The organism is Candidatus Thiodiazotropha endolucinida, assembly GCF_001715975.1.
In the GTDB taxonomy this organism is placed as follows: domain Bacteria; phylum Pseudomonadota; class Gammaproteobacteria; order Chromatiales; family Chromatiaceae; genus Thiodiazotropha; species Thiodiazotropha endolucinida.
Window position 1 is genome coordinate 169,947 of record NZ_MARB01000007.1, and the last position, 25,120, is coordinate 195,066.

The window sequence follows — 25,120 nt, forward strand, 5'->3', positions numbered from 1 at the left end:
CTGAACGGCATTGACCGACAGGCATATTGAGTCCAACCAGCCACCTGAGAGGTCATGCGTTGTGAGACAGGAGATTAGCCCGATAGCCAAGGAGAATCTCTCCCCTGAGGATGATATCGGTGCACTCAGCTATATGGAGTACCCGCTATGCATCGCCCTGGTGGAGGGCGGACGACTCAATACCGCCGATGCCGAGCGTGCGGTTCGTCTGAGAGATAACCAGCAGAGTGACCAGTCGATCGGCACCATCCTGTTACAGCTGGGACTGATCTCGGACCGGGATCTTGCCATCACTCTGTCGACGCTGTGTGAAGTCCCCCTCATCGAGGCAAAGGCCTATCCCGATCTTTCCCATATCAGCGACAATATCTCTTCCAATTTCCTCAAGGAACATCGCCTGATTGTCTATGAGGAGCAGGAGGATCATCTGGTGGCGATCATGGTCGATCCCACCGACCGGTATGTCATCGATGCGCTGGAACTGATCAGCGGCAAACAGATCAGGTTGGCCATCGGTATCGCCTCCGAAATCGACGAGGTGATCCAGACCCTGTTCAGTGAAAAGCTCAGGGAAGAGGGTGGGGAAAACGATGCGGGCATGGAACACCAACTGCTGCTCGACGATGTCGAGCAGCTCAAGGAGCTTGCCAGTGAAGCGCCTGTCATCAAGATGGTTAACCAGATCATCCAGCGGGCGGTCACTACGAAGGCATCCGATATCCATATCGAACCTTTCGAAAACAGTCTGAAGATTCGTTACCGGGTTGACGGACTGCTGCGGGAAACCGAAACGCCCTCCGTCAACCTGGCTCCGGCATTGATCTCGCGCATAAAAATCATGGCCAATCTCAATATTGCGGAACGCCGTCTGCCGCAGGATGGGCGCTTCAAGGTCAGGGTCCACGGTTCCACCCTCGATATGCGTGTCTCCACGGTGCCGACGCTGCATGGTGAGAGTATGGTACTCAGGCTGTTACAGCGGGATCATGTCAATCTTGACTTTGCCAGCCTTGGTTTCGATAGCACGATTGAGAAGCGGCTCTTGGAGATACTGGATCGTCCCCATGGCGTCGTGGTGGTGACCGGCCCCACCGGCAGCGGCAAGACCACCTCCCTCTACGCCGCACTCAACTATCTCAATCGGCCGCAAAGAAAGATCCTGACTGTCGAGGATCCGGTGGAATACAACATCGAAGGGGTCAACCAGATCCAGGTCAAACCGAATATTGGCCTGGATTTCAGTTCGGCGCTACGCTCGATCGTGCGCCAGGACCCGGATATCATTATGATTGGCGAGATTCGTGACCAGGAGACAGCCCAGATTGCAGTGCAATCGGCCCTCACCGGCCACCTGGTTCTCTCCTCGCTGCATACCAATGATGCCGCGGGCAGTATCACCCGGTTCATTGACATGGGGATCGAGCCATTCCTGCTGACCTCAACGGTAAATCCCCTTGTAGCTCAGCGTCTGGTGCGAAATCTCTGTCCCGATTGCAAAGCACCCTACGATCCGCCGCCGGAAGTGGCGGCGCGTTTCGAAACATTCCCCGGCCGCGCCACCCTTTACCGGGCTGTCGGTTGTGAACACTGCAGCGGCAGCGGTTATCGAGGTCGTAGCGCAATCATTGAAATGATCGAGCTATCGGAAGGATTGCGCTCACTGATTCTCCAGGGTGGGGATAAGAATGTGTTGGCTGAGTGCGCGAGACGCGAGGGTGCCCGTACCATGTATGAGGACGGCGTTCAAAAAGTGATGCGGGGCATCACCACCCTTGAAGAGGTGCTACGAGTCACTCAGGAGAGCTGAGCATGGCCGCGTTCCTATATAAGGCTGTCGATGCAGACGGCAAGGTCGTGGAGGGAGAGCTGCAGGCGGTCAGCCGCGATCATGCCGTTAACCAGATCCACCTCAATGGACAGGTGCCGATTCGTATCGAGGAGAGTCGGCAAAAGAACCGAGGCGCGCCACGCAGAAGCTTTCAGCGCAAATCGGTCTCTGCTGAACAGATCGCATCATTTACCCGGGAATTGGCGACACTGCTGAAATCGGGGCAACCCCTGGATGGTGCACTGGCGATACTTATCTCCATCGCCGGTGAGGAATCACTGTTCAGCCAGCATCTGACCAGCATTCGGGACAGTCTGAAAAGCGGTAATTCGTTTGCCGATGCATTGGCGAAAGAGGGGACGCTGTTCAATAATTTCTATGTGCAGATGGTAAGGGCGGGGGAATCCGGTGGAGCGCTGGAGGGTGTCCTGGCCCGATTGGCACTGCATTTGGAGCGTGCCAAAGAGGTGCGCAGTTCACTGATATCCGCGTTGATCTACCCTGCGATCCTGCTGTTTGTCGCGATCACTTCGATTCTGATTCTGCTGACTTATGTGATACCCCAATTCAGCGAACTGTTCAGTGATATGGGGCAGGCCCTTCCCATGTCGACACGCATCACCATGGGTATCGCCGGATTTCTTCAGGACTACGGCTGGGTATTGGCCCTGGCGGTGATACTCCTGATCTTCTTTTTCAAGTGGCAGATGAGCCGCAGGGTTAGCGCCAAGCGATGGCATGCCAGACTGCTTGTGCTGCCCGTCGTCGGTCCCATCATCAAGCAGGTTGAAGCAGCCCGTTTCTGCCGAACCCTTGGTACCTTGCTTGAGAATGGCGTGCCATTGCTGAGATCCGTGGCAATCGTGAAAGATACCATCAGTAATCATGTGATTGCCGATGGCATGGATCAGGTCGTAAACCAGCTGAAATCAGGCCGAAGATTGGCCGATCCGCTCACAGAGCATGCCCAGTTCCCCCTGTTCGCCTTGCAGATGATCCGGGTAGGCGAGGAGTCCGGACAGCTGGAACCGATGTTGATGCAGACCGCCGAGATCCTCGACCAGGAGACACAGACCCTGATCAAGCGTGCGTTGAGTCTGGTGGAACCGGTAATGATCCTGGTATTGGGCCTGATCATCGCGGGTGTGGTGATGTCGATTCTGGTTGCCATCCTGGGTGTGAATTCACTGGTTGCGTTGTGAGGCAGGAATGAACGCGAAATTCAGTGACACGCAGACATCCGGCAAGGGTTTCACCCTGATCGAAGTCATGTTGGCACTGGTGATATTGGCAATGCTGGTCAGCCTGACACCACCACTGTTCGAGAGGGCATTCCCTTCGCTCAAACTCAAGGCCGCTACGCGGGATCTGGCCCAGGAGATCCGTTATATCCAGCAGACTGCAATCATTACCGGTGTGCCCTCGAAGGTGCAGTTCGACCTCCACAACAATGCCTACCAAAGTGATCACGTCAACAGTGGTGAAGTACGACAACTGCCCGATGGGTTACAATTTGCTCAGAAAGAATCTGACATAGGGATAGATGGAGCTCCGATTCTGGTATTCGAATTCTTTCCGGATGGCAGCTCGACTGGAGGTATTTTGATTCTCGATAACGGCGGACAACGCTTCGCCATTGCTGTGGACTGGCTGACAAGCCGGGTCCGGGTCTTAGATCCCGAAGAGCTTAAAGCGAATGCCCCATACCAAGTCTGAAGGCATGTCGTTGATCGAGGTGCTGGTGGCGTTTGTCATTCTAAGCATGACCATGAGCGTGATTCTCAGGATCAACGCCACTACCCTGCGCAACCACCAGGTTACGACTGACTATCTCAAGGCTGTCCAGATAGCCGAATCAAGACTGGATCAAATGGCTGTCGATCGAAGCAACAGCAACCTGAATGAACAGGGGAGCGAACAGGGTGGGTTCAGATGGCACTATCTGCGACAGCCCTATGGTGGCTGGTCAGTCGAGAAAAAACTGGCGGTACCTCTACAGCCCGTGGAAGAGACCTTCGCTATCGCTTGGGAAGCCCCTGGTGGTGAAAGGAGGCTGACATTCACATGCATTGGTCTTGTATATGATAAACCCTAAGCGAACTGTTGCTGCAAAACGGCCACGCATCGTTTTGACCGATGTGGATGGGGTTGTGAATGTGGCAGGCCATCGCAGTGGAGGCTTCACGCTGCTGGAAGTTATGGTTGCGATGTTATTGTTGGCAGTCATCATGACAACCTCAGTGACAATGCTGTTTATCAATCTCAAAGGCTGGGAGAGTTTGACTGAGCATAGTGACGCTGTGCTTGAGGAGCACTTGATACAAAAGAGAATCACTTCCATGATTCAGCACCTTGTGCCACTGGTCTGGCGGGATCAGAAACAGCGTGTATTGGCCCTGACCGGGGAGGCGCGACAACTTCATTTCCTTTCAAAGGCCCCGCAACAGCACAGGGCCGGTGGGTTGTTCGAATATCTTCTGGTACAGGAAAATGCTTATGAGCAGGGAATCAGCCTGGTGCTCTATTTTACTCCGCTCGATCCGAATGCTTCGCAACTGACGCTGCCTGGGAATGGATCACGTCGCGTCCTGATGAGCGGGTTGGAAGAGGTTGAGTTTTCATACTTCGGCAGTAAACAGGAGCGGGAAACTGCTGGTTGGTTCGACAGTTGGGAAGCCGGCTCGACACGCTATCCAGATTTGATCCGTTTGAGCCTGCGTTATCCAGGCGATGAGGATGGAACCCAGGAACACTATTTTCGAATCCACCAAAAATATCCCATGATTGTACAACGACAGTGATGATGAAGGAGAGGGGGCCACATTCCGGTCAGAATGGCTTTGCACTCGTGCTGGTGCTATGGCTGGTCGCCCTGCTGACCATCGTCGCCGCCAGTTTTTCCACCCATTCCAAGGTCGAGTCCAGATTAACAGGCAATGCAATTGATGCGCTTCATTCAAGGTTGCTGGCGGAGAGTGGCGTTAATCGGGCAATTCTTGAACTGATGGTCAAAGATGCGGCGCAACGATGGAGCAGCAATGGTCAAATCCATCAGCTTGAATCCGATCTTGGCAATGTCAACATATCCATCCGCAACTCATCCGGTCTACTCGATCTGAACAGGGCGCCAAGAGAGTATTTGGTCAATCTGTTTGCATTGATAACTGAAGACATTCAAGATCGAGAGGTGCTTGCCGATCGCCTGGTTGACTGGCGTGACGGCGATGATTTACGTCATCTCAATGGCGCTGAGGATGCGGATTACAGGAGTGCCGGCCATCCTTATACCACAGCGGGTCGTGACTTTGTGAGTATTGATGAGCTCGCTTATGTATTGGGATTTGATGCAGACAAGGTAGAGCGCTTACGTCCCTATATCACCCTCTATTCCAATACACAAAATGTGGATTTACGCTATGCGCCGGAGGGGTTGGTCTCGCTGCTGAAAGGTAAGGAAGCGACAGGTGAAATACTGGCGGATGTTAGCGATTACATCGACAGTGACCTGGCTGATCTCGAGATGGAAGAGGATGATGGCCAAGCTGTTGGTTCTGCCTACCGTATACAGGTTGAAGCGTCTTCATCACAGGGTGCAAGAACTCAATTGTTGGTTGATATCGACCTGAGAAGTCAAGACAGGATACCTTATTCGATTCGTTCCTGGCACGATTCGTTATGAGCAACAAAACCCGTTAAAATTATCCCATGGCAACACAATCCCTGAAATATCAACTCAGTAATTTCTGGTTCTGGTGGAGTGGTGAGATCAGTATGCTCCTGCCGGAGAGAGTTCGTACGCTTATTCGGGGCGGAAAACCAGCTCAACTGCTTTTTAAGGATGAAACACTGCGCATCGTCAACCAGGGATTGAGTGGCGAAGAGGTGGTTGAAAACTATCTCAGGACCGTTGACTTCGACGACCCTGAACACAGAAGGGTACTCAACAACGCCAGTGAAATACGGCTCTGCCTGGAACCTAAAAAATATCTCTTCAAGAAAGTTACACTGCCCATTGAGACGGAAGAGAATCTGCGTGAGGTGCTTGCGTTCGAAATGGATCGGCAGACTCCATTTAGTGTTGAGCAGGTTTACTACGACTATGTTATCAATGCCCGCGACAAGCAGAATCGTACTCTTGACATCACCTTGATTCTTGCGCCGATCGATAAGATTTCGCTGGCCTTGAAGCAGTTGGAGGAGAATCAGGTACGAATCAATGCCATTTCCCCGTGTGAGGAGATCGAGCATAATTTAAATGAGGTCAATCTTCTGCCTCCTGAGAAAAGGGAAAAACCATACAAACGCTATCGTCTGCTTAACCTGACCCTTTTCTTGATCCTGCTGCTGTTGTTTATCGGTAACCTGATACTCCCCCTATGGCAGAAATCCACATTACTGAAACAGCTCGAAAGTGAGCTGGAAGAGTATAAATCGAAAGCCACCCAGGTTGCCGCGCTACGGGAACAGGTGACCTCTGCGAGAAGTGAAAACCGCTTTTTAGAAGAGAGGAAACAGGCAACCAAGTCGGTTCTCGATATAATTTTGGAATTAACACTATTGCTTCCTGATGATACTTGGGTCAGTAATTTCGAAGTCAGGGGTAATACTGTCCACTTGCACGGTCAATCGACGGCATCCGCTTCACTGATTCCAATTCTCGAAACCTCAAATCTGTTCCAAAACGTCACCTTCAGATCGCCGGTTACGCGAAGCAAAAAAAACAACACGGAACGTTTTCACATATCCGCGGAAATTGCTGCTGACGTGGAGGCTAAGGGTTAAATGCTCAGCTCTTTGAATCCCAGGCAATCACGTGTATTCGCTGTATCCATACTGCTTTTCCTGTTGGTGGTTGTGTTGCTTTTGGCGCTCTACCCGGTATGGTCAATGAATACGGTTTTTAATGAGCGGATTGAAGACACGCAATTCCAGATACAGCGCTATCAGCAGATTGCCAAGCAGGAGCAGCGTTACCAGCTTGAATTTAATAAACTCAAGCGTGTTCAACAGACTGATTCGCGCTATCTGCAAAGCAACACCGACTCGCTGGCAAACGCAGAACTTCAGCGCAGGATCAAAAAGGTGGTTGCCGCAGGGCAGGGTGAAATCGTAAGCACTCAGACAGCGCAGATATCCCGGGAGGAGATACTTAATAAAGTCGCCATTCGCGTCAGGATGAGGAGCGCCCTGGAAAACCTCAAACAGATACTGCATCAACTCGAGACGCAAAAACCCTATCTGTTTATCGAAAACATCAGCCTTCGCAGCAGACATATTCCGAGGAGGAGGCTGCCGAAAACAAAGCAGATCGAAAAACAGATAAGAATGCTGGATTTGGAATTTCTCGTCGTCGGCTATATCAAAAATGGTGGGACATGAACAACTGGAAGCATAGCTTCAATGTCATGACACTCCTGCTCTTGCTGACAATAGGCGCTATGGGCGGATACCTCTATTACCAATGGAGATCTCCCGTAGGTTACGCGAGCCCAACGATGGAACGAATGGCCGACCAGGACAATTCGCGGACAAGCGACGGCAAGGCGGGGACAACAAGGTTCGTGCCGGTTTCATTAACGGCATATGATGAAATAACTGAGAGGCCACTGTTTGTGGAAGGCAGGTTGCCTCCAGCCGAACCGGAGCAGAAATCCAATGTGACCCGAATCCCACGCAAGCCCCTTCGGCTGAAGTTGGAAGGTGTTGCCATGATGCCGGACAACAAGGTTGCAATCATTCGCGACCTGGATACCAATGAGCTGCTACGCGTGTCCCAGGGCATGAACAAGAATGATTGGAAGGTCGAGTCCGTCGACAGCAAAAGTGCGATCATCACAAGAAAGGGAGAGCGGCTGGTTCTGAAATTGGAAATAGATGACACATCGGTCAATAAGCGAAAATTGCCGCTAAGAAAGCTACCCTTCAGGCCGTCTAATCGCTGATCTGCAAGGATGATATGACAGAATTCCCGACTTTGTACTGATGGATTATGCCTGTCTTCCGATCGGTGGGCTTTTCATGGGTACTAAAAACAAAGTATCGGTTAAAATAGGGGATCTATCGAGTCGGCCGGCTCGTCGCATCGGATCGAAAAACAGGTAATGAATTTAACTCTATGAATGACAATATAAAGATTAACATTCTGTTTGTTTGCATGGGCAATATCTGTCGCTCACCCACAGCTCAGGGTGTGTTTCGTGACATCGTCGAGAAGCAGGGATTGAGTGACTATATCGCCACCGACTCTGCAGGCACCATCGATTACCATACCGGTTCCAAACCGGACCGCCGGGCACGTGAGACAGCAATCAAACGGGGGCTCGATCTAAGCGACTTACGTGCCAGGATTGTCACGTCAGAGGATTTCGAACGCTTTGACTATGTCATTGCAATGGACCGGTCCAACTATGCGGACCTGGAGGCGCTCTGTCCGCCGGGCAGGGAAGATCGGCTGCATCTGTTTCTGGATTTTGCGCCACATCAACCTGTACGTGAAGTGCCCGATCCCTATTATGGTGGCGCTGCAGGTTTTGACCGGGTATTCGATCTGGTGGAAGAGGCATCCCGAGGTCTGTTGGATAAAATCATGAGTCACCACTTCGCCTGAGGCGCTATCCTCTTTCGCCGATAAGCAAAATGGTGACCGGGCAAGAGATGTAGTGGGCAGACTATTCGCTCAATGGACAGAAACTTGCTCCATCTCTATGGAGCAAGATTTGGCCGATCAATCTCCATTACCGCTGTCTACGCTCTTCTCGCTCGACTTTGGCTTAGGTTCGGCAGTTGCGGTTGCCGCCTTGTCTGACTGCCCCACAACGGCAGTATGACTGCTCTGCCGGACCCTCTCAGTGGTAACCGGTTTGCCGATTTCAGTATCAGGTTGTGCCGCTGTCGGCTTTGCGGCCGGTTTTTCAGTCCTTTTCGCGGTCTCCACCTGCTGCAATTTCGGCGTTTCCGGTTTTTTTTCGTCTGTTGCCTGTGGTCTCGGTCTTTTTTCGGCCGCTATTTGTGGTTCCGGCTTTTTTTCAACAGATGCCGGCGGATCGTCGGAAGAAACCGTCGGTTTCTTTTTCGCAGGCGCTTTTTCACCCTGTTGTGGTTTGGTTTCAATCTGAACCAGTTTTGGACCTGGTTCAGGCGCTTGTTTTTCCTGCATGACCGTTTCCGAGACGGTCGGTGTGGCGGTCGTTTGTGTTGCCTGATCCTTCCTGGGTTTGTTTCTTGCCGCCGGTTTCTGTTTCTTGCCGGCAGCTGGTTTGTTTGCATCAGGAGTGCTCTTGGCATCTTGCCTGGTTTCACTCTTGCGTGGCGCTTCCTTCACCTCACGCTTGGGTTCATCGACCTTTGCCCCTTTTGTCGATGGGTCCTTCTCCTCAGATACGCCGTTGGCTGTTGATTGCTCGTTGGTTTTCTCCGCATTGGCACGACGTCTGCGACCACCTCGACGACCCCGGCGCGATGCCTTGGGCTTTGGAGTCTCGCCGTTTGCCTTATCCGCCTGAGTGTTACTCTTTTCCTGGGGCTTTTTCTCCTTGGTCTGTTTTTCAGCTGTCTTGGCCGAAGATTTCTGCGGTTTTCGTTTACCTGTTGAAGATGCTTCCTGTGTACGCCGCTCGGATCGCTCACCGCGCCTATTTTCACCGGCGCCGCCTTTGCCACGACCGGCCGCCTGTCTTTTACGTCCTTTCCCTGCCGTTGTTGATTGGCCACGGTCAGTGCTCTGACGGGGTTTGGCGATCTTTTTTGCCGGCTCCTCTTTGGCGGGTTCATCAGACTTTGAGGTGAAGATACTGAAGATCTTCTTCAAAAAACCGCCTTCACCCGTTTCCGCCACCGCCCGGGCTGCTTCACTCCTTTGTGGGGCGGGGCTCGCGGGTGCGATGGATTTTACTGCGGGTTTTTCTGCTTGCGGTTGTCTGGCCTTGCCGAAATCCTGTACCTTCTGTTCGCTTTCGTCGGTGACCATCTTGTAACTCGATACGGTATCGTCATCCGCAGGCAGGTCACCCATCCGCACCCGCTCAATGGTGTAATTGGGGGTATCAAGATGGATGTTGGGCACCAGCACGACATCGATCGACTGGCGCCTTTCAATGTCGTGAATCGCCTGCCGTTTCTCATTCAGCAGAAAAGTGGCAATATCGACAGGGAGCTGAGCAACAATGCGACCGGTATTCTCCTTCATCGCCTCTTCTTCGATGATGCGCAATACAGAGAGGGAGAGTGATTCCACGCCACGGATCGTGCCATGTCCCTTGCAGCGTGGGCAGACCTGCTCACTGGCTTCACCCAGAGAGGGGCGCAGGCGCTGGCGTGACATCTCCAGCAGTCCGAAACGGGAGATTCTGCCGATTTGTACCCGTGCCCGATCCTGTTTCAATGCCTCTTTGAGTCGATTCTCCACCTCGCGTTGGTTTCGCGATGGCGTCATATCGATGAAATCGATAACGAAAAGTCCGCCCAGATCCCGCAAACGCAGCTGCCGGGCGATCTCATCCGCCGCTTCAAGGTTGGTATTCAGGGCGGTCTCCTCGATATCAGCACCCTTGGTGGCTCGGGCGGAGTTGATATCGATAGAGGTCAAGGCCTCGGTGTGATCGATCACGATAGCACCGCCGGATGGCAGGCTGACTTCCCGCTGGAAGGCCGATTCGATCTGGCTCTCGATCTGGTAGCGGCTGAAGAGCGGGACTTCGTCATCATAGTGGCGCAGCTTCTTGCTGTATTGCGGCATCACCTGATTGATGAAGCGATCGGCCTGGCTGAAGACATCCTTGTCATCGATGACGATCTCACCGATGTCGGCGCGCAAATAGTCTCGGATGGAGCGAATGATGACATTGCTCTCCTGGTAGATCAGGAAAGGGGCCGGCTTCTCTGCAGAGTGTTCAATTGCTTGCCAAAGCTGGATCAGGTAGTCCAGGTCCCACTGCAGTTCCTCGCTGTTCTTGCCGACACCTGCAGTGCGTACGATCAATCCCATGTCATCAGGGATCTGCAGCTCGCTCATGGCTTCACGCAGTTCGGTACGATCCTGACCTTCTATTCTGCGGGATACACCTCCGGCGCGGGGATTGTTCGGCATCAGCACGAGATAGCGTCCGGCCAGAGAAATGAATGTAGTCAGGGCAGCCCCTTTGTTACCGCGTTCCTCTTTCTCGACCTGGATAATGACCTCTTGGCCCTCTTTGATCGCCTCTTGTATATTGACTCTGCCTGAGGTACTCCTGGCTTTTTCGGTGAAGTAGGTCCTGGCTATCTCCTTGAGGGGGAGGAAACCGTGGCGTTCCGAGCCGTAATCGACAAATGCAGCTTCCAGGCTGGGTTCGACGCGGGTAATGCGCCCTTTGTAGATATTGGCCTTTTTTTGCTCTCGACCGGGGACCTCTATATCCAGATTGAATAGTTTCTGGCCATCAACGATGGCAACACGCAACTCTTCAGGTTGAGTTGCGTTGATCAACATACGCTTCATTGTTATGTATCCATGCAGCCATCGAGTGTTATCCCCTGGCGTTACGCAGTGAACTCCTCAACGATGGAACCAGGCAATAGCCTTTCCTGCTCGTCATCTGTAGAGCATTACCACGCAAACCCGTGGAACGGGTTTCTATTCCAGGCTAGAAAACTAGCTCAGATGGCTGAAAAACTGTTAAAGTTCGCCGCTTGGGATCGGCTGCTGATCGAACTGAAAATATGGCGCCCAATGCAAAGGGAGAGCAACATGGCCAAGATCTATCGGCCCGGCATCTATTCCCGGAGTATGGTCCTGCAACAGACACAAACTCGAAAGCTGCAATGGCGCGGAGGGTTCAGATTAAGAGCCAGATATCCAAAGGGCACCTGTGCGCTTGGCTGGGTAACCGCTTGCGCCTAAAACAATTTATTCGGCAGCAGGCGGTTACATACCGCGCGGGTACCGGCTTATATGGCTATCCACGGGCCAGTACCTGAAAAACTGATGATGAATATAGCAACCTTCAACCCGAACATCAATCGATACGCATAAATAAACGACGCTAAATGTCAGAATCAAAAAAGAATTCTCCATCGGTTCGGATTGTCGAGGTGGACTCGGAATATGCCGGACAGCGAATCGATAATTTTTTGATGGGTCAACTCAAGGGGGTACCGAAGAGTCATATCTATCGAATCTTGCGAAAAGGCGAGGTCAGGGTTAACAAGGGCAGGGTCAAGGCGCCTTATAAGATCCGGGCCGGAGATCTGGTCAGGATACCTCCGGTACGTACTGACAGAACAGAGGTTCCACCTCACCCATCGGAACAGCTGCGCACCACCCTTGAACAAGCAGTGGTGTTCGAAGATGAGCGCCTGCTGGTGCTGAACAAACCCTCCGGGATGGCGGTACATGGGGGCAGTGGTGTGAGTAGCGGCATCATCGAGGCCCTGCGCTTGGTACGGCCGGATGAGCGGCACTTGGAGCTTGTGCACCGATTGGATCGTGAGACTTCAGGCTGTTTGCTGATCAGTAAACGTCGCAGCAGCTTACGGATTCTGCATGAACTCATGCGTGAAAACCGGGTCGATAAGCGATATCTGGCCCTCCTGGCCGGTAGCTGGCGCAAAGGGGCGCGGGTTGTGGATATGCCCTTGAAAAAAAACACCTTACAGGGTGGGGAGAGGGTGGTCAGAGTGGATGCCGAGGGTAAACAGGCTGTAACCCGCTACAAACGACTGCAGCGTTTTAAGAATGCAACATTGGTTGATGTGGAACTGATTACCGGGCGGACGCACCAAATCCGTGTGCATAGCGCCTGGTTGGGATCACCGATTCTGGGTGATACAAAATATGGTGAGGATAATGCCAACAAGCATATGCGGCAGATGGGTTTGAGAAGACTCTTTCTGCATGCTCATCAGGTCAGTTTCCGCTGGCCTGGAGAGAAACACGATTTAATCGCTAATGCTCCCCTGCCTCAAGACCTGGCAGAACTCTTGGAAAAACTTAAGACAAAAGATGAAGTATGAATTATTAGTCTTTGATTGGGATGGAACTTTAATGGATTCAGAGGCGCACATAATCGAGTGTGTCGAAGCTGCGGTGAGAGACCTGAATCTGCCGGCGCCCAGCCAGGATGCGATTCGAGACATCATTGGTCTGGGATTGCTCGAAGCAGTCAATACCTTGTTCCCTGGTGGTAGAGAGGGTCTGCATCTCGAAATCGCCGCCCGCTATCGGGTTCACTTTTTCAAGAACAACGGTTCTCCATCGCAGCTTTTTGAAGGTACCCGGGAGGTGCTCGACGAGCTGTTGCAACAGGGTTATCTGCTGGCAGTCGCTACCGGAAAGGGCCGTAAAGGATTGGATTATGCTCTTGAGTCGACCGGACTGGCCGACGTTTTTCATCTGACCCGGTGTGCCGATGAAACCTTTTCCAAACCCCATCCGGAAATGTTGAATCAGATTCTCGCGCAGACCGGGATCGAACCCCGGCAGGCACTGATGATAGGGGATACGGAGTATGATCTTGAGATGGCCGTCAATGCCGGCATGCCCGCTTTGGGCGTGACCTATGGCACCCACAGTTTGGAGCGATTGTTAAAACATAAACCACTCGCCTGCGTGGACCGTATTACGGAGATTCCTAGATGGTTGAACAGTGGCTGACCTGAGCTATCAGCTGTTATGAGATGATTGATTCTTAACATGAAAGCTATATTTAAAAATCCATATTTATATAATTTACTTAAGGGTATTTCTCATGTCTGAAAGCAATAAGGGAGCGCATAGGAATCAGTCCGAGCCCAGTCGTTGGGAACGGGATCTGCTGAACCAGATGGTGATGGCGACGGTGACAGAAAATCGTCGCAGTCGCCGATGGGGAATCTTTTTCAAATTGCTCACATTCGGCTATCTGTTTTTGATACTAGGGGTATTTCTCTGGGGCGATAAGCTACAGGTGGCGAAAACCGACGCGGAGGAGCATACCGCACTGGTCGAAGTGAAAGGCTTGATCTCCTCTGAGACCAAGGCGAGTGCGGACAATATTGTCACCGGTCTGCGTACTGCATTTGAGGACGAAAAGACCAGAGGGGTTATTTTAAGGATGAACACACCGGGTGGCAGTCCGGTACAATCCCGTTACATCAATCGCGAGATAACTCGATTGAAAGAGAAATACCCCAAGATTCCGGTTTATGCCGTGGTCGCGGATGTTTGTGCCTCCGGGGGCTACTATATCGCTGTTGCCGCCGATAAAATCTATGCTGACGAGGGCAGTCTCGTCGGTTCGATCGGGGTATTGATCAATGGATTCGGCTTTGTTGACGGCATGCGGGAGCTGGGTATCGAAAGACGACTACTCACCGCCGGCGAGAACAAGGGCATTCTTGATCCTTTCTCACCATTGGACGAGACCGATAAAGGTCATATCCAGCAGATGCTGGATCAACTCCATGAGCAGTTTATCGCTACCGTCAAGGAGGGCAGGGGAGAGCGTCTCAAGGTTACGGAATACCCGGAACTCTTCAGCGGACTTTTCTGGAACGGAGAGGAGGCCATGGAGATGGGGCTAATCGATGAGTTCGGCAGCAGCAGTTATGTGGCCCGAGAGGTCATCGGTGCGGAAGAGATAGTCGATTTTACGCCGAAAGAGGATGTTTGGGAGCGATTTGCGCGTAATATCGGCGCCGGTGCCGCGGAAGTGCTGACCACAATTGGCGGATTGGGCGGCGCTTTTTCAATCCGATAACGGCGGGTATAGAAAGCTGCACCAGGGTCTAGGGCCTGTTAACACTAATCCAATCGACTCTGCTGGAGCTGTTTTTTTACCCAGCAAGGCAGAATGAGCGAGGTTTAGCCGTGCTAAATGAGCGAATGATAACGCTGCTGGGTGGAAAAACAGCCCCAGCCCTTCGGGTTGTGCCTGAAAATGCGCCACTCGGCGTTGCTCGTCGCTCATTTGGAATCACCAAACCTCACTCCTCGCGCCTTGATTGGCGCATTTTCAGACACAACAGAGCCGATTGGATTAGTGTTAACAGGCCCTAGCAGATCCTGGGTAGCGGGTCATCCTCCAATTCCTCGAGGATGCGTGCCCCTCCCAGATCAGTTTCCAGGATGACATAGGGATCTTCCTGTCGCGTCTCACCGATCAATGCCGCCATGTCGCCACCAGGCAGATTTTCCCAACGCCCCAGGGCCACGTCTGCCTGATCGGCGGCAACCGCGGCTACGACTCGTCCTTTGCAGGCCAGAAAGAGCGGATCATAGCCGAGCATCTCGCATACCGAATTGACCGGGTCGCGCACCGGAATGGCTGCCTGATCAAGCCGGACCTGTAAGCCTGTGGCCCGGCAGATTTCATGGGCTACTGTTGCGACGCCTCCCCGTGTCGGATCGCGCATGAAACGCAGACCCGGTAAATCGAGCAGGGCTTGCGTAAATGGCAGAACTGAGCCTGCATCGGATTTCACGTCCCCCCGCAAGCCGAACTCTTCGCGGGCGAGCATTACGGCAATACCGTGGTCACCGACGGGGCCGCTGACCAGCAGTTTGTCGCCTGGCCTGATCATACCCATACCGAGATTTATACGACCCTCGCGTAGGCCGATGCCGGTCGTTGCCAGATAGATTCCGCCACCCTCACCGCGTCGGACCACTTTGGTATCTCCGGCTACCACATGAACATCGACAGCGCTCGCTGCGTCGGCGATGCTTTTTACAATGCGTTCCAACTGCGCTACCTCGAATCCCTCTTCGATAAAGGCGTTGAGACTGAGATATTTCGGTATCGCACCGCTCACCGCGAGATCGTTGGTTGTGCCATGGACAGCCAGAGAACCGATGTCGCCACCGGGAAACTCCAGGGGTTGAACGGTAAATCCGTCGGTGGTGAAGAGCAGGTCGCCGTTTCCCAATTCGGGCAGCCTGGCGGCGTCCGCCTGGATATCCAGATTGGGATTTTTTAGAAGACGGGCAAACAGGGATTCGATCAGCTCCCGCATGTAGCGCCCGCCGTTACCATGGGCAAGCGAGATGTGTGTATCCTGAAGCGTCATAAAAAGCCCCGCCACAGGGGCGGGGCAAGTTTTTTATCGGTTGGATTGTCGTTATTGGCTTTCTGCCGGAGCCGCCGGAGCCGCCGGTGCAGCTGGAGCTACCGGAGCGGCATAGGGATAACCGTAACCATAGGCCGGATAGCCATAGCCATAGCCATAGCCGGGATAGCCATAGCCGTAGCCGGGATAGCCATAACCATAGCCGGGATAGCCATAACCATAGCCAGGATAGCCATAACCATAGCCAGGATAGCCCCAAGGTCCATATCCAGGCCCATACCAGTCGTCGTCATCAAACCAATCAAAAGGACCCCAGAATGCCTGAGCGGGTAGAGTAGTCAACAGAGCGGATCCGGCGATTGCAGCTACAGCAACAGTTTTTAAGGTTTTTTTCATGGCACAATGTCTCCTTCATATCACTTTCTAATATCTCGTCAGGTGGTGAGTTACCACCCAGCCTCAACACCCCATTTATTTTTGTGTCGGTTCATGGCCTGTTGTGGTGCTGTTCCTTGAACCTGTTAAATACTATATGCCAGTGATAGTTTTTTTGCTTGATTTAAATCATTAAATAATCGATCTTTAATATTCTGGTTCTAAAGCAGTTCCGACAGGCGTTTGAATGCCGTTTCTATCCCCTCTTCATGGTTGTAAAAATGGGGTGAGAAGCGAATTCCACCGCCACGAAATGCACACACAACCTGCTGCTGCATAAGGCCTTGATAAATGGCATGGTTATCTCTATCGGGCACGCGGAATGTTACTATTCCTGCCCGTTTCAGTGGTTCTCTCGGGGTCAGCAGTTCGAAACCTGCTGTGTCCACTTGATCGATGACAAATTCGGCATTTCTGATGATGTCTGTTGAGATTCTATTCAATCCGAGCTCGTGGATGAGACTGAGACTTGCACGCAGTGCGTGGATACCCAGCATGTTCGAACTGCCGCATTCGAATCGTCTCGCGCTATCTGCCGGTTGCCAATCGATACGATCGAAATCCCCCATGGATTCCACCATATGCCAGCCAAACTGGTGCAGCTTGAGTCGTGGCCGCAGCGCCGAGTCGCAATAGAAGAGAGCGACACCTTCCGGTCCCAGCATCCATTTATGACCGTCAGCCACCACAATATCGGCATGACACTCCGACAGATCGAAGGGGAATGCACCCAGACTCTGAATGGCATCGACCACGAAGATTACATCATGGGTCCTGCAATACTCACCCAGACCCTTCAGCTGCAGTCGCTCGCCTGCCGCATATTGAACAGAACTGACTGACAATAGTCGTGTTTTATCGTCACACAGTGCGATCAGGTCCTTTTCCGGATCTTGACTCCGATTCAGATCCAGTAACCGTAGTTCGACGCCCTGGTTCCGGAGTGATTCCCAGACGATGCGATTGGAGGGAAACTCCTGGGCGATCGACACGATATTGTCACCCGACTGCCAATCGAGGCCATATGCAATCATCGACAGGCCTTCGGATGTGCTTTTCAACAAGGCGATGTCATTATCTGACGGCGCATTGATCAACTGCGCCAGTAAGCGGCGCAGTTCGCTCTCGACCCCCAGCCAGCGCGCATAGTGGGAGGAGCCTTTGAATCCGTTTTCCTGTGCAAATCGAACCACTTCGGCGACAGTGCGTTCCGGCCAGGGTGCGACGGCGGCATGGTTCAGGTGGATCATGGCCGGATCGAGTGAAAATAGTGACACAAATGACCTCTATGCTATGTTGCCGACGATATGGCTTACCCGGGAGACAATATGCAGGTAAAAATCTTACGGCATGATGCGTCAAAGGAGTATTTTTTCCAAGAAGGCTGTTATATCAACGAACTGTCGAATCATGAGGCGGATGGCGACCTGTCGATTGCACGCGCCAGGGTTGAACCCGGCGTAACCACCCGGCTGCATCGCTTGAATCATAGCGCTGAGCGCTACTGCATCCTGAGTGGAACGGGAAGGGTAGAGGTCGAGGGTCTGCCGAAACAGATCGTTACTGCCGGGGATGTGGTGCTGATCCCCCCAGGCTGTTATCAACGGATAAGCAATACGGGCGACGAGGATTTGATATTTCTTGCGCTTTGCACACCGTGCTTCCAACGGGGAGACTATATCGAGCTGGATGAAACTGAAATCGTTTAAAGTCGATAACAAGGCTGAACTTAAGAGGTATTAAGTATAGACAAAACAATAAGATAGATGCATAAATCCACCAAACGAGCAATTTATGGCGTAATCATCAGTTCAAACCAATCATTAATAACCTGACAAAAAACGTATTAACTGTCTAATACCCAGCTTTTATGGCTATAAATAACAGAAATTACTATAAAAAATAGGAGTGCATCATATAGTGATGCGCATCATTGTTTTGACCAGTATCGCAATAACTATAAAAAAACCGGGAATAATGTATATAATTAAATCATGAAATATTAATATATGCCGCTATTATTGATAGAGAGGTTGTGGTCAATGGCTGATGATTGTTAGTCGTTGAGAATTGTCAGTGACCATTGATGGATTGTTTGTCATTATATTATCAATGACTAATACGCGAGTAGTGAGGTGTATCATGTCATTTCTGAACTGTAAACATCTTAGAGGTGTTGTCACACTGGCCGGTGTGCTTCTGATCGGCGGTATGCTGCTTGAAGTCATTGCGCATTGGACTGCTTCAAACTTTGTGCTGCTGATTCTCCAGCCAATTGCATTGGGAATGGTATTGATCAGTCCGCTTGTGATGCTGGTTGCAACCGCATTGAGCCTGATTCCCGGCAAGAGTTTCAAGGATTGTATCCAATAGATAGCGGCTGGATGGTGGTTGGATAAGTTGATTGCTTATTCAGCCAGCAACCGCTGTGCACCGCCAGGTTCCAATCCAAACTCCTCTTCAACCATCTGTAGCCAGCGTTCTCTCTTGAAGGTCTGCTCGTCCGGCACCTTTCTGTGTACCAGATTGATGTGGCAGTCGATGCAGCTTTTGCCTTGAGTCTCTTCCCGATGGATGGTATTGGTGTCAGCCCGTTTACCTTGAATCGCTTCCAATACATGGCAGCGTTTACAGGTGGCCGAGTCCCTCGCCTTGAACCATTCTCTGGCAGCGAAAGCGGCCTCCGGCAGATGCAGGGTATTGATCACCGGATCATCGTAATCCGGTCCAAACAGCTTTCCCGAGATCTGGGTCAGGAGATCCTTGCCACCAAGGAAATGATCCCATGTGGCGGCGACTACACCTTCGGAAACGTGACAGTCACCGCAGGATGCGCGTACACCGGATACAGGATTGTAGTGAGTCGAAGAGCGGTAGGTTTCTGCCGCGATCTCCATGGAATGACAGGTGGTGCAAAATGCTTCAGAACTCGTAAGCTCGTCAAATTCAATCAGAAACAACATAAATCCGATCCCGGCAATACCGCCGATAACAAGTGCCATGAGTACATGCCGGGTAATAAAAGAGGGCAATTTCCACTTACTCATCGGCTTGCCTTTTTACATCGTAACCGAGGATCGGGTTGGATTTTTGCGGTTGCTCCAGCCATTGGTGATGATCGTTTGATGTCACATATGCCTGGATCAGCGCGTTGGCCTTCTCCTCGCCTGCAATCCTTTCCAATTGAGGCAGAAACCGGGAATAGAAGTTTCTTCCGACCAGATACATACCCTCCCACCAGGTGTGATTGGCGCTGGCCATCGAAGCGCCATGGCGTGCGCGAGCTCCCTCATCGTGCCACAACTCCCAGTAGATGAATTCGATCGGTTCGTCAAACGGGGCGGGTGTTAACAGGCCCTCGGAATAGAGGGTCTGCATGATCCGTTTTGCCGGAATACCGAATTTTTCATTGAACAGTCTTACCACCTCGTCAAACTGATTCATGAAGCTCTCTGTGAATGCCTTGCTGTGGCACTCCAGGCAGACCAGTTTCATCGCCTGGCGTCTGCGTTTTGGTGATGCGACCGCCTTGACCTTTCCCATGCTTCCGTCTGCCTTGCTGATTTCGCTGCCGCGTCGAGGGGGGGAGTGAGATTCGGGAAGTTCGATTTTTTCACCATCTTCGAAAACCACCAGCTGCTGCCTCATCGAGACCGGTGTGTTCAGGCTCCACGCATTGCGCATGCCCACATCGTGGTTTGCCTTCAGTTTACCGGCGGCACCCATATGACAGGTTACACAGGTGGGTGCGGCAACATAGTCTTTACCCGCGACCCAGTTATCACTCTCCAGGGCCATTTCATCCCGGTGTGCTTCAAATTGCATACCATGCTTCGATGCTTCATAGATCGCTTTGTCGGGTGAGTCGGGTCCGGAGTGGCATCGGATACAGGCGCTGGGTTCCCGGGCCTGAGCCTTGGAGAAGCGGTGCTTGCCATGACAGGATGAACAGGAGCCCTTGGAGCCGTCCGGATTGATCCTGCCGATACCGGAATTGGGCCAGGTTCGCGGATCCAGGGAACCATCAATCCGCACCTCCACCTTGGATCCGTGGCACTGATCGCAACCGGCTGCCACGATGGCATCGCCGCCAACATGTCCCGCCAGGGCGGGCAGCCTGTTTTCAATAATGCCTACCGCCTCGGAATGAACCGATCCCTTCTGTTGCTCATACTCCACAGTATGGCAACGGGAACAATCCAGGGGGGAGACGATGGTGGCGATGACCTGTCCCTCATGGGTGATCGCATCATTGTCGTCGACTGAGGCCTTGTGACAATCGAGGCAGTTGACACCCGCCTCAGCATGAGCACTCTGACGCCACTGCTTTGTCAAACCGGAGGAACTCTTCTCATGGCAGCTGATGCACTCCTTGCCCAAGGGATCTCCCCATTCGCTGGGATCCACGCTGACCTTGGCGGCAAAGAGTTCTGGGGTACAGCAGATTAGAATGCCGAGTAGAAAACGCCTCACTTGGGATGGACTCATTAACGGTCTCCTTGAGCTGGAGTGTCAATTTCTACATCCGAGCCAGATACTGCCTGAGGCCTTAATTCGTGTTTGCAAACTTTAGATGACAGTCCAGCTGTTTTGTTCTTCTTTCTACACGCCGAAGCTGTGGCGTGTCATTTAATCCTATCACGATGTTCCATCTTTCCAATGACAATTATCATTTATGATCAGTTAAATTATCGTTTTAATAAAAATTACAAGTCATCACAGAAAGGATAAAACCACCAATAAAATACAGGGTAATTACCAATTAACAGAATTAATCTTCTGCGTTCAGTCAATAACGTTTCGTTTTTTTGTTTGGCATCATCACCATTGTGTGTATTATTCCTAAGCGAGAAGAATAAGAAGTAGATAAATTCTCTCATTCGTCAACAAACAATAAGGAGGGAAACCATGGAAGCAGTTTTTGCTTCGAGGACGCTTCACGTCTTAAGCCTAGTCTTTTCAACATTTGTATTTCTCATACATCCGACAAGTGTCACGGCCGGTGCGGACGAGCCGATTCACCATGTCTCCTCTGAGGTCTGTAAAAATTGTCATAAAGAGATCTACAACCAATGGAAGGGTTCGATGCATGCCCAGAGTACGGCATTAAAAGACCCTATTCATGCCACCTTCTACAAGAAGGTTGTCGGTAGTCCGGTGGAAGAGGGGGTGAAGCACAAGGCATCGGGGAAATATCCGATCTGCTTGCAGTGCCATGCACCGAACGCGGCTGTTGACAAGACAACCAAGCTCGATGCCAAGCCCGCCTATGCAGAAGGGGTCAACTGTGTTGCCTGTCATACCCTGGCAAAATTCAAGGGAACCAGTGGCAAGAATGGGAAGCTGCTGTTGGGACTCAAGGCCTATGAACGCAAAAACGAGTTGCAGGGACCTCAGGGTTTCAACCAGGGACTGACGAAATTGATCGCGGCTGACGATATGTTCGGTGGAGCAGGCAGTGATGATGACTCGAAACCCAATCCCCATACTCAAGGCGAGGTGGAACTGGACGGCAAGAAGATCCAGGCCCTTCCGATGGCTGCGAATCCAGGATTAATGAAAACTAACGCGGCCTGCATGGGTTGTCATGACAAACGCAACAATCCCCATGGTGTTCCGCTTTGCCAGACGGGCAATGAGTATGCGGGCAGCAACGTCAATTGCCAATCCTGCCACATGCCTGTCGCTGGTGGTATGGTCGATCACGGTATGGGCGGTGGTCACAATCATGCCATGTTGAAACGCAGTGTGGTATTCACCCTCGATGCGGTAAAGCAAGGGGATAGTCTGAATGCCACTGTCAAGCTGAAGAACATGCAGCCGCACAGTCTTCCCACGGGTGCACCGTTCAGGAATATCTATCTGAAACTCACGGCTTACGACTCATCGGGCAATGCCATTTGGCAAAATGCTGAAGGCCACCCCGCGAAAAGCGATTCCAAGGCCTATTTCGCCTACTTGCTGGCCAATGACAAAGGTGACCCGGCAATGCCGCCGACTGCGACACAGCTTGGCGTCGATTCGCGTTTAAAGCCTTATGAAGAGCGTATCCTCTCTTACCAGATACCCGCCAAGGATGCGGTACTCGTAAGAGGTGAGCTGTTCTATAACCTGCTCTGGCCGGTACTGGTAGAAAAATTCAAGCATCTGCCGGAAGACTTGGTGGCGCCAGCGTCGATAGCTGTAGCAGAGGTGAATCTCTAGCAAAGCAAAGTCCTCACACCGATGACAGCCGGTGTGGGGCATTCAAAAAACTGGTTTGGGAGGCGTTATGTGCAGGTTAAAGTGTACTACTCTACGTCTGGCCTCACTGTTGCAGTTCATCCTGTTTCTGATGTTTACGATTAACCTTACGGCATCAGAGGAGATAATCAGTTCAACGGCCGATCACACGAAATTCGAAGCACTTCAACAGGTTTTCAGTACAGGGCCGGAAGTGACTAAAGCCTGTCTTGAGTGTCATACAGAGGCCGCCAGGCAGATCCACAAAACCAAACATTGGAATTGGAAGTTCACCCACCCGGATACCGGGGAGGCCTTGGGCAAGCAGACGATTGTAAACAATTTCTGCGGCGCCATTGAGACCAACTATGCCCGTTGTACAAGCTGTCATGTCGGTTATGGCTGGAAGGATAACAGCTTCGATTTCAGTTCTGAAACCAGTGTAGACTGCCTAGTCTGTCACGATACGACGGGGACCTATAAGAAGTTTCCGACTGGAGCGGGTCATCCACCCTATGTGGACAAGCCGTTCCCGCCAAATAGCAAGAAGACCTGGAAAGCGCCCGATCTTGCACATGTGGCTCAGCAAGTCGGCAAGACCAGCCGTAAAACCTGTGGCGCCTGCCATTTCTATGGTGGCGGTGGCGATGGTGTCAAGCATGGCGATCTCGATTCGAGTATGACCAATCCGAACCAGTCGCTCGATGTGCATATGGGCACGGATGGCCTGGGTTTTGTTTGCAGCACCTGTCATCAGAAAGATGGGCATGACGTATCGGGCAGCCGCTATACCACCCAAGCCAAGGATACACAGGGTATCGATGTACCGGGTCGCGGAGACAATATCCGTTCTACCTGCGAGTCCTGTCATGACCTCAAACCTCATCCTGTCACGGTAAACAACAAACTCAACGACCACACCAACAAGGTTGCCTGTACATCCTGTCATATCCCCACCTATGCCAGAGGCGGCAAACCGACAAAGACCTGGTGGGACTGGTCAACGGCAGGACGCATGACCAGTGACGGTAAACACATCAAGACAAAAGATGCGCAGGGCTATGTCAACTACGTCACCAAAAAAGGCTCTTTCGAGTGGGGCGAAAACCTGATTCCTGAATATGCCTGGTACTCGGGCAATATTCGGTACAAGCAGCTCGATGAAAGGATCGACCCCGGCAATATTGTTGCCATCAACACCTTTGAAGGGAGTTACGATGATCCGAATGCCAGGATCTGGCCGTTTAAAGTCATGCGGGGCAAACAGCCCTACGACAAAGGTAATAGTACGCTGGTAACAACCCATCTGTTTGGCAAGGATAGTGATGCGTATTGGAAATCCTTTGATTGGAATAGGGCGATTAAAGTTGCCATGGAAGCCAGCAATGCCGGTTACAGCGGTGAATACGGGTTCATCGAAACCACCTACCACTGGCCGCTGGCACATATGGTTGCTCCTAAAGAGGAAGCGCTTGGCTGTGAAGCCTGCCACGCAAAAAATGGCCGGCTAAGCAAGCTGACAGGATTTTACATGCCTGCTCGGGACAGTTATTACTGGGTCGATCTGATCGGTTGGCTGGCTGTCTTAGGTACTTTGGGAGGCATTTCCATCCATGGCCTGGGACGCCTCTTCTCAAAAGCCAAGCGGAGATAAGTCGATGAGTCAAATCTACTACTTTTCACTCTTTGAACGCCTGTGGCATTGGTCACAAGCCTTGTTGATCTTCGGCATGCTGATAACCGGATTTGAGATCCACGGAACCTATCATCTATTCGGTTTTGAACAGGCTATCGACCTGCATACGATCATGGCATGGGTATTGATCGGATTGTGGCTGTTGGCGTTGTTTTGGCACACGACCACTGGGGAGTGGCGCCAGTATGTACCGAGTGACCCGGACAGTATGTTGGCTATGGTCAAATACTATGCGGTCGGTATTTTTCTTGGTTCACCACATCCATTCCACCGCAAGCGCGCGGAAAAGCACAATCCACTGCAGAGAATGGCTTATTTGATGTTAACCATGATCATCTCACCGATAGTCTGGATCAGTGGCTTACTCTATCTTTTCTATCAATACTGGCCTTCTATCGGATTACAGGGGGTGCCCCTTGGCCTGGTTGCCGTAGTGCATACCATTGGCGCATTTGCGGTACTTTGCTTTATACCGATCCACCTCTACCTGGCATTGACAACCGGGGAGAAGCCTTTTGGTAATTTAGTGGAGATGATAGTCGGGCATGAAGCCAGGAAAAGTTAATCCTGCGTATAACAATGTGAGTATGCGATCTGTTGATTGGCACAACAACTGCAGCATGGATGCTGCAATTAAGGTTAAATAACTATAAAAGGGTGTTGATTTCGGTCTGTGTTTATTGATTGTTTCTAACGGGTCGTCAATTTTTTGATAATTTAAAACAATTGTCGATTCGAGTTAGGCGGATGCGGATATGCCTTTGAAAGGTAGTAAGGTAATTTGTTTCTATATTAGGGCCTGTTAACACTAATCCAATACGCCCTGCTGGGGCTGTTTTTGTGCCCAGCAAGGCAGAATGAGCGTAGTGTAGTTATTCTACATGAGCGAATGATAACGCCGCTGGGCGCAAAAACAG

The 25,120-nt window shown here is 51.7% G+C and carries 25 protein-coding genes; 19 read left to right on the top strand and 6 right to left on the bottom strand.

The genetic code is table 11. The features are described from left to right. The first annotated feature begins 61 nt into the window (after positions 1-61). The 10 genes from gspE to CODIS_RS08000 all read left to right on the top strand — a co-directional run bounded on the left by gspE (position 62) and on the right by CODIS_RS08000 (position 8,435). Positions 62-1,807: a type II secretion system ATPase GspE gene (gene gspE, locus CODIS_RS07955; RefSeq protein ID WP_069123574.1), complete on the top strand. Its 1,746-nt coding sequence runs from the start codon at positions 62-64 to the stop codon at positions 1,805-1,807. A gap of 2 nt (positions 1,808-1,809) precedes the next feature. Then, a complete protein-coding gene (locus CODIS_RS07960; protein WP_069123577.1) occupies positions 1,810-3,030 on the top strand; it encodes a type II secretion system F family protein in 1,221 nt (406 codons plus the stop codon). A gap of 7 nt (positions 3,031-3,037) precedes the next feature. Next, entirely contained in the window at positions 3,038-3,544 is a 507-nt protein-coding gene (locus CODIS_RS07965; RefSeq protein WP_069123581.1) for a prepilin-type N-terminal cleavage/methylation domain-containing protein, read from the top strand. Next, entirely contained in the window at positions 3,525-3,923 is a 399-nt protein-coding gene (locus tag CODIS_RS07970; protein ID WP_069123590.1) for a type IV pilus modification PilV family protein, read from the top strand. Before CODIS_RS07965 ends, CODIS_RS07970 begins: the two co-directional genes overlap by 20 nt. Beyond that, on the top strand, positions 3,910-4,629 hold the full coding sequence (locus CODIS_RS07975; protein ID WP_069123594.1) for a prepilin-type N-terminal cleavage/methylation domain-containing protein: 720 nt from the start codon (positions 3,910-3,912) through the stop codon (positions 4,627-4,629). The genes CODIS_RS07970 and CODIS_RS07975 overlap by 14 nt, the downstream gene beginning before the upstream one ends. Next, on the top strand, positions 4,629-5,507 hold the full coding sequence (locus CODIS_RS07980) for a type II secretion system minor pseudopilin (RefSeq protein ID WP_083220621.1): 879 nt from the start codon (positions 4,629-4,631) through the stop codon (positions 5,505-5,507). Before CODIS_RS07975 ends, CODIS_RS07980 begins: the two co-directional genes overlap by 1 nt. Before the next feature lie 26 nt (positions 5,508-5,533). Continuing rightward, the gene (locus CODIS_RS07985) at positions 5,534-6,610 is read left to right on the top strand and encodes a PilN domain-containing protein (RefSeq protein ID WP_083220622.1); all 1,077 of its coding nucleotides are present in this window, start codon (positions 5,534-5,536) and stop codon (positions 6,608-6,610) included. Then, the gene (gspM, locus tag CODIS_RS07990) at positions 6,611-7,207 is read left to right on the top strand and encodes a type II secretion system protein GspM (RefSeq protein ID WP_069123600.1); all 597 of its coding nucleotides are present in this window, start codon (positions 6,611-6,613) and stop codon (positions 7,205-7,207) included. Next, positions 7,204-7,770 (top strand): type II secretion system protein N, encoded by a 567-nt coding sequence (locus tag CODIS_RS07995; RefSeq protein WP_069123603.1) that lies wholly within the window; start codon positions 7,204-7,206, stop codon positions 7,768-7,770. The genes gspM and CODIS_RS07995 overlap by 4 nt, the downstream gene beginning before the upstream one ends. Before the next feature lie 173 nt (positions 7,771-7,943). Then, positions 7,944-8,435: a low molecular weight protein-tyrosine-phosphatase gene (locus CODIS_RS08000; RefSeq protein WP_069123606.1), complete on the top strand. Its 492-nt coding sequence runs from the start codon at positions 7,944-7,946 to the stop codon at positions 8,433-8,435. Positions 8,436-8,552: 117 nt separating this feature from the next. Here CODIS_RS08000 and rne read toward each other — a convergent pair whose 3' ends face one another. Beyond that, positions 8,553-11,303 carry a ribonuclease E gene (gene rne, locus CODIS_RS08005; protein WP_069123609.1) on the bottom strand — a complete coding sequence of 917 codons (2,751 nt, stop codon included), beginning with the start codon at positions 11,301-11,303 and terminating at the stop codon, positions 8,553-8,555. A gap of 162 nt (positions 11,304-11,465) precedes the next feature. Here rne and CODIS_RS08010 point away from each other — a divergent pair, with 162 nt between their 5' ends. The 4 genes from CODIS_RS08010 (at position 11,466) to CODIS_RS08025 (ending at position 14,541) form a co-directional block, all read left to right on the top strand. After that, positions 11,466-11,705: a hypothetical protein gene (locus CODIS_RS08010; protein WP_069123612.1), complete on the top strand. Its 240-nt coding sequence runs from the start codon at positions 11,466-11,468 to the stop codon at positions 11,703-11,705. A gap of 146 nt (positions 11,706-11,851) precedes the next feature. Then, positions 11,852-12,817, top strand: a complete 966-nt coding sequence (gene rluC, locus CODIS_RS08015) for a 23S rRNA pseudouridine(955/2504/2580) synthase RluC (RefSeq protein ID WP_069123615.1) — start codon at positions 11,852-11,854, stop codon at positions 12,815-12,817. Beyond that, positions 12,807-13,457 carry an HAD-IA family hydrolase gene (locus CODIS_RS08020; protein ID WP_069123618.1) on the top strand — a complete coding sequence of 217 codons (651 nt, stop codon included), beginning with the start codon at positions 12,807-12,809 and terminating at the stop codon, positions 13,455-13,457. The genes rluC and CODIS_RS08020 overlap by 11 nt, the downstream gene beginning before the upstream one ends. A 94-nt stretch (positions 13,458-13,551) precedes the next feature. After that, positions 13,552-14,541, top strand: coding sequence for a S49 family peptidase (locus CODIS_RS08025; RefSeq protein ID WP_069123624.1), 990 nt, complete (start codon positions 13,552-13,554; stop codon positions 14,539-14,541). A 295-nt stretch (positions 14,542-14,836) separates the two neighbouring features. On the opposite strand, the gene hypE is transcribed toward CODIS_RS08025, so the two are convergent. The 3 genes from hypE to CODIS_RS08040 all read right to left on the bottom strand — a co-directional run bounded on the left by hypE (position 14,837) and on the right by CODIS_RS08040 (position 17,562). Beyond that, positions 14,837-15,850, bottom strand: a complete 1,014-nt coding sequence (gene hypE, locus CODIS_RS08030; protein WP_069123628.1) for a hydrogenase expression/formation protein HypE — start codon at positions 15,848-15,850, stop codon at positions 14,837-14,839. Positions 15,851-15,901: 51 nt separating this feature from the next. Further along, positions 15,902-16,246 (bottom strand): hypothetical protein, encoded by a 345-nt coding sequence (locus CODIS_RS20915; protein WP_069123631.1) that lies wholly within the window; start codon positions 16,244-16,246, stop codon positions 15,902-15,904. A 200-nt stretch (positions 16,247-16,446) separates the two neighbouring features. After that, positions 16,447-17,562, bottom strand: a complete 1,116-nt coding sequence (locus CODIS_RS08040; protein ID WP_154723057.1) for an aminotransferase class V-fold PLP-dependent enzyme — start codon at positions 17,560-17,562, stop codon at positions 16,447-16,449. 51 nt (positions 17,563-17,613) lie between these two features. Between CODIS_RS08040 and CODIS_RS08045 the strand changes: the two genes are divergently transcribed. Together CODIS_RS08045 and CODIS_RS08050 are read left to right on the top strand one after the other, a co-directional pair. Beyond that, positions 17,614-17,994, top strand: coding sequence for a cupin domain-containing protein (locus CODIS_RS08045; RefSeq protein ID WP_069123696.1), 381 nt, complete (start codon positions 17,614-17,616; stop codon positions 17,992-17,994). A gap of 433 nt (positions 17,995-18,427) precedes the next feature. Next, entirely contained in the window at positions 18,428-18,658 is a 231-nt protein-coding gene (locus CODIS_RS08050; RefSeq protein ID WP_069123638.1) for a hypothetical protein, read from the top strand. A 35-nt stretch (positions 18,659-18,693) separates the two neighbouring features. Here CODIS_RS08050 and CODIS_RS08055 read toward each other — a convergent pair whose 3' ends face one another. Both CODIS_RS08055 and CODIS_RS08060 read right to left on the bottom strand, forming a co-directional pair. Then, complete coding sequence (locus tag CODIS_RS08055; protein ID WP_069123641.1) at positions 18,694-19,332, bottom strand: cytochrome c3 family protein; 639 nt, start codon at positions 19,330-19,332, stop codon at positions 18,694-18,696. Next, positions 19,325-20,773, bottom strand: a complete 1,449-nt coding sequence (locus CODIS_RS08060) for a multiheme c-type cytochrome (protein ID WP_083220624.1) — start codon at positions 20,771-20,773, stop codon at positions 19,325-19,327. Before CODIS_RS08060 ends, CODIS_RS08055 begins: the two co-directional genes overlap by 8 nt. A 420-nt stretch (positions 20,774-21,193) precedes the next feature. Between CODIS_RS08060 and CODIS_RS08065 the strand changes: the two genes are divergently transcribed. The 3 genes from CODIS_RS08065 (at position 21,194) to CODIS_RS08075 (ending at position 24,768) form a co-directional block, all read left to right on the top strand. Further along, positions 21,194-22,489 (top strand): cytochrome c family protein, encoded by a 1,296-nt coding sequence (locus tag CODIS_RS08065; protein WP_069123643.1) that lies wholly within the window; start codon positions 21,194-21,196, stop codon positions 22,487-22,489. Between the two features lie 67 nt (positions 22,490-22,556). After that, a complete protein-coding gene (locus tag CODIS_RS08070; protein WP_069123647.1) occupies positions 22,557-24,161 on the top strand; it encodes a tetrathionate reductase family octaheme c-type cytochrome in 1,605 nt (534 codons plus the stop codon). Positions 24,162-24,165: 4 nt separating this feature from the next. Continuing rightward, positions 24,166-24,768: a cytochrome b/b6 domain-containing protein gene (locus tag CODIS_RS08075; RefSeq protein WP_069123649.1), complete on the top strand. Its 603-nt coding sequence runs from the start codon at positions 24,166-24,168 to the stop codon at positions 24,766-24,768. Positions 24,769-25,120 lie beyond the last annotated feature (352 nt).

Bases quoted from the DNA above. Each gene is read 5' to 3' on its own strand.
- CODIS_RS07960 (WP_069123577.1), top strand. From the start codon at position 1,810: ATGGCCGCGTTCCTATATAAGGCTGTCGATGCAGACGGCAAGGTCGTG.
- CODIS_RS07965 (WP_069123581.1), top strand. From the start codon at position 3,038: ATGAACGCGAAATTCAGTGACACGCAGACATCCGGCAAGGGTTTCACC.
- CODIS_RS07970 (WP_069123590.1), top strand. From the start codon at position 3,525: ATGCCCCATACCAAGTCTGAAGGCATGTCGTTGATCGAGGTGCTGGTG.
- CODIS_RS07975 (WP_069123594.1), top strand. From the start codon at position 3,910: ATGATAAACCCTAAGCGAACTGTTGCTGCAAAACGGCCACGCATCGTT.
- CODIS_RS07980 (WP_083220621.1), top strand. From the start codon at position 4,629: ATGATGAAGGAGAGGGGGCCACATTCCGGTCAGAATGGCTTTGCACTC.
- CODIS_RS07985 (WP_083220622.1), top strand. From the start codon at position 5,534: ATGGCAACACAATCCCTGAAATATCAACTCAGTAATTTCTGGTTCTGG.
- gspM (WP_069123600.1), top strand. From the start codon at position 6,611: ATGCTCAGCTCTTTGAATCCCAGGCAATCACGTGTATTCGCTGTATCC.
- CODIS_RS07995 (WP_069123603.1), top strand. From the start codon at position 7,204: ATGAACAACTGGAAGCATAGCTTCAATGTCATGACACTCCTGCTCTTG.
- CODIS_RS08000 (WP_069123606.1), top strand. From the start codon at position 7,944: ATGAATGACAATATAAAGATTAACATTCTGTTTGTTTGCATGGGCAAT.
- rne (WP_069123609.1), bottom strand. From the start codon at position 11,303: ATGAAGCGTATGTTGATCAACGCAACTCAACCTGAAGAGTTGCGTGTT.
- CODIS_RS08010 (WP_069123612.1), top strand. From the start codon at position 11,466: ATGGCTGAAAAACTGTTAAAGTTCGCCGCTTGGGATCGGCTGCTGATC.
- rluC (WP_069123615.1), top strand. From the start codon at position 11,852: ATGTCAGAATCAAAAAAGAATTCTCCATCGGTTCGGATTGTCGAGGTG.
- CODIS_RS08020 (WP_069123618.1), top strand. From the start codon at position 12,807: ATGAAGTATGAATTATTAGTCTTTGATTGGGATGGAACTTTAATGGAT.
- CODIS_RS08025 (WP_069123624.1), top strand. From the start codon at position 13,552: ATGTCTGAAAGCAATAAGGGAGCGCATAGGAATCAGTCCGAGCCCAGT.
- hypE (WP_069123628.1), bottom strand. From the start codon at position 15,850: ATGACGCTTCAGGATACACACATCTCGCTTGCCCATGGTAACGGCGGG.
- CODIS_RS20915 (WP_069123631.1), bottom strand. From the start codon at position 16,246: ATGAAAAAAACCTTAAAAACTGTTGCTGTAGCTGCAATCGCCGGATCC.
- CODIS_RS08045 (WP_069123696.1), top strand. From the start codon at position 17,614: ATGCAGGTAAAAATCTTACGGCATGATGCGTCAAAGGAGTATTTTTTC.
- CODIS_RS08050 (WP_069123638.1), top strand. From the start codon at position 18,428: ATGTCATTTCTGAACTGTAAACATCTTAGAGGTGTTGTCACACTGGCC.
- CODIS_RS08055 (WP_069123641.1), bottom strand. From the start codon at position 19,332: ATGAGTAAGTGGAAATTGCCCTCTTTTATTACCCGGCATGTACTCATG.
- CODIS_RS08060 (WP_083220624.1), bottom strand. From the start codon at position 20,773: ATGAGTCCATCCCAAGTGAGGCGTTTTCTACTCGGCATTCTAATCTGC.
- CODIS_RS08065 (WP_069123643.1), top strand. From the start codon at position 21,194: ATGGAAGCAGTTTTTGCTTCGAGGACGCTTCACGTCTTAAGCCTAGTC.
- CODIS_RS08070 (WP_069123647.1), top strand. From the start codon at position 22,557: ATGTGCAGGTTAAAGTGTACTACTCTACGTCTGGCCTCACTGTTGCAG.
- CODIS_RS08075 (WP_069123649.1), top strand. From the start codon at position 24,166: ATGAGTCAAATCTACTACTTTTCACTCTTTGAACGCCTGTGGCATTGG.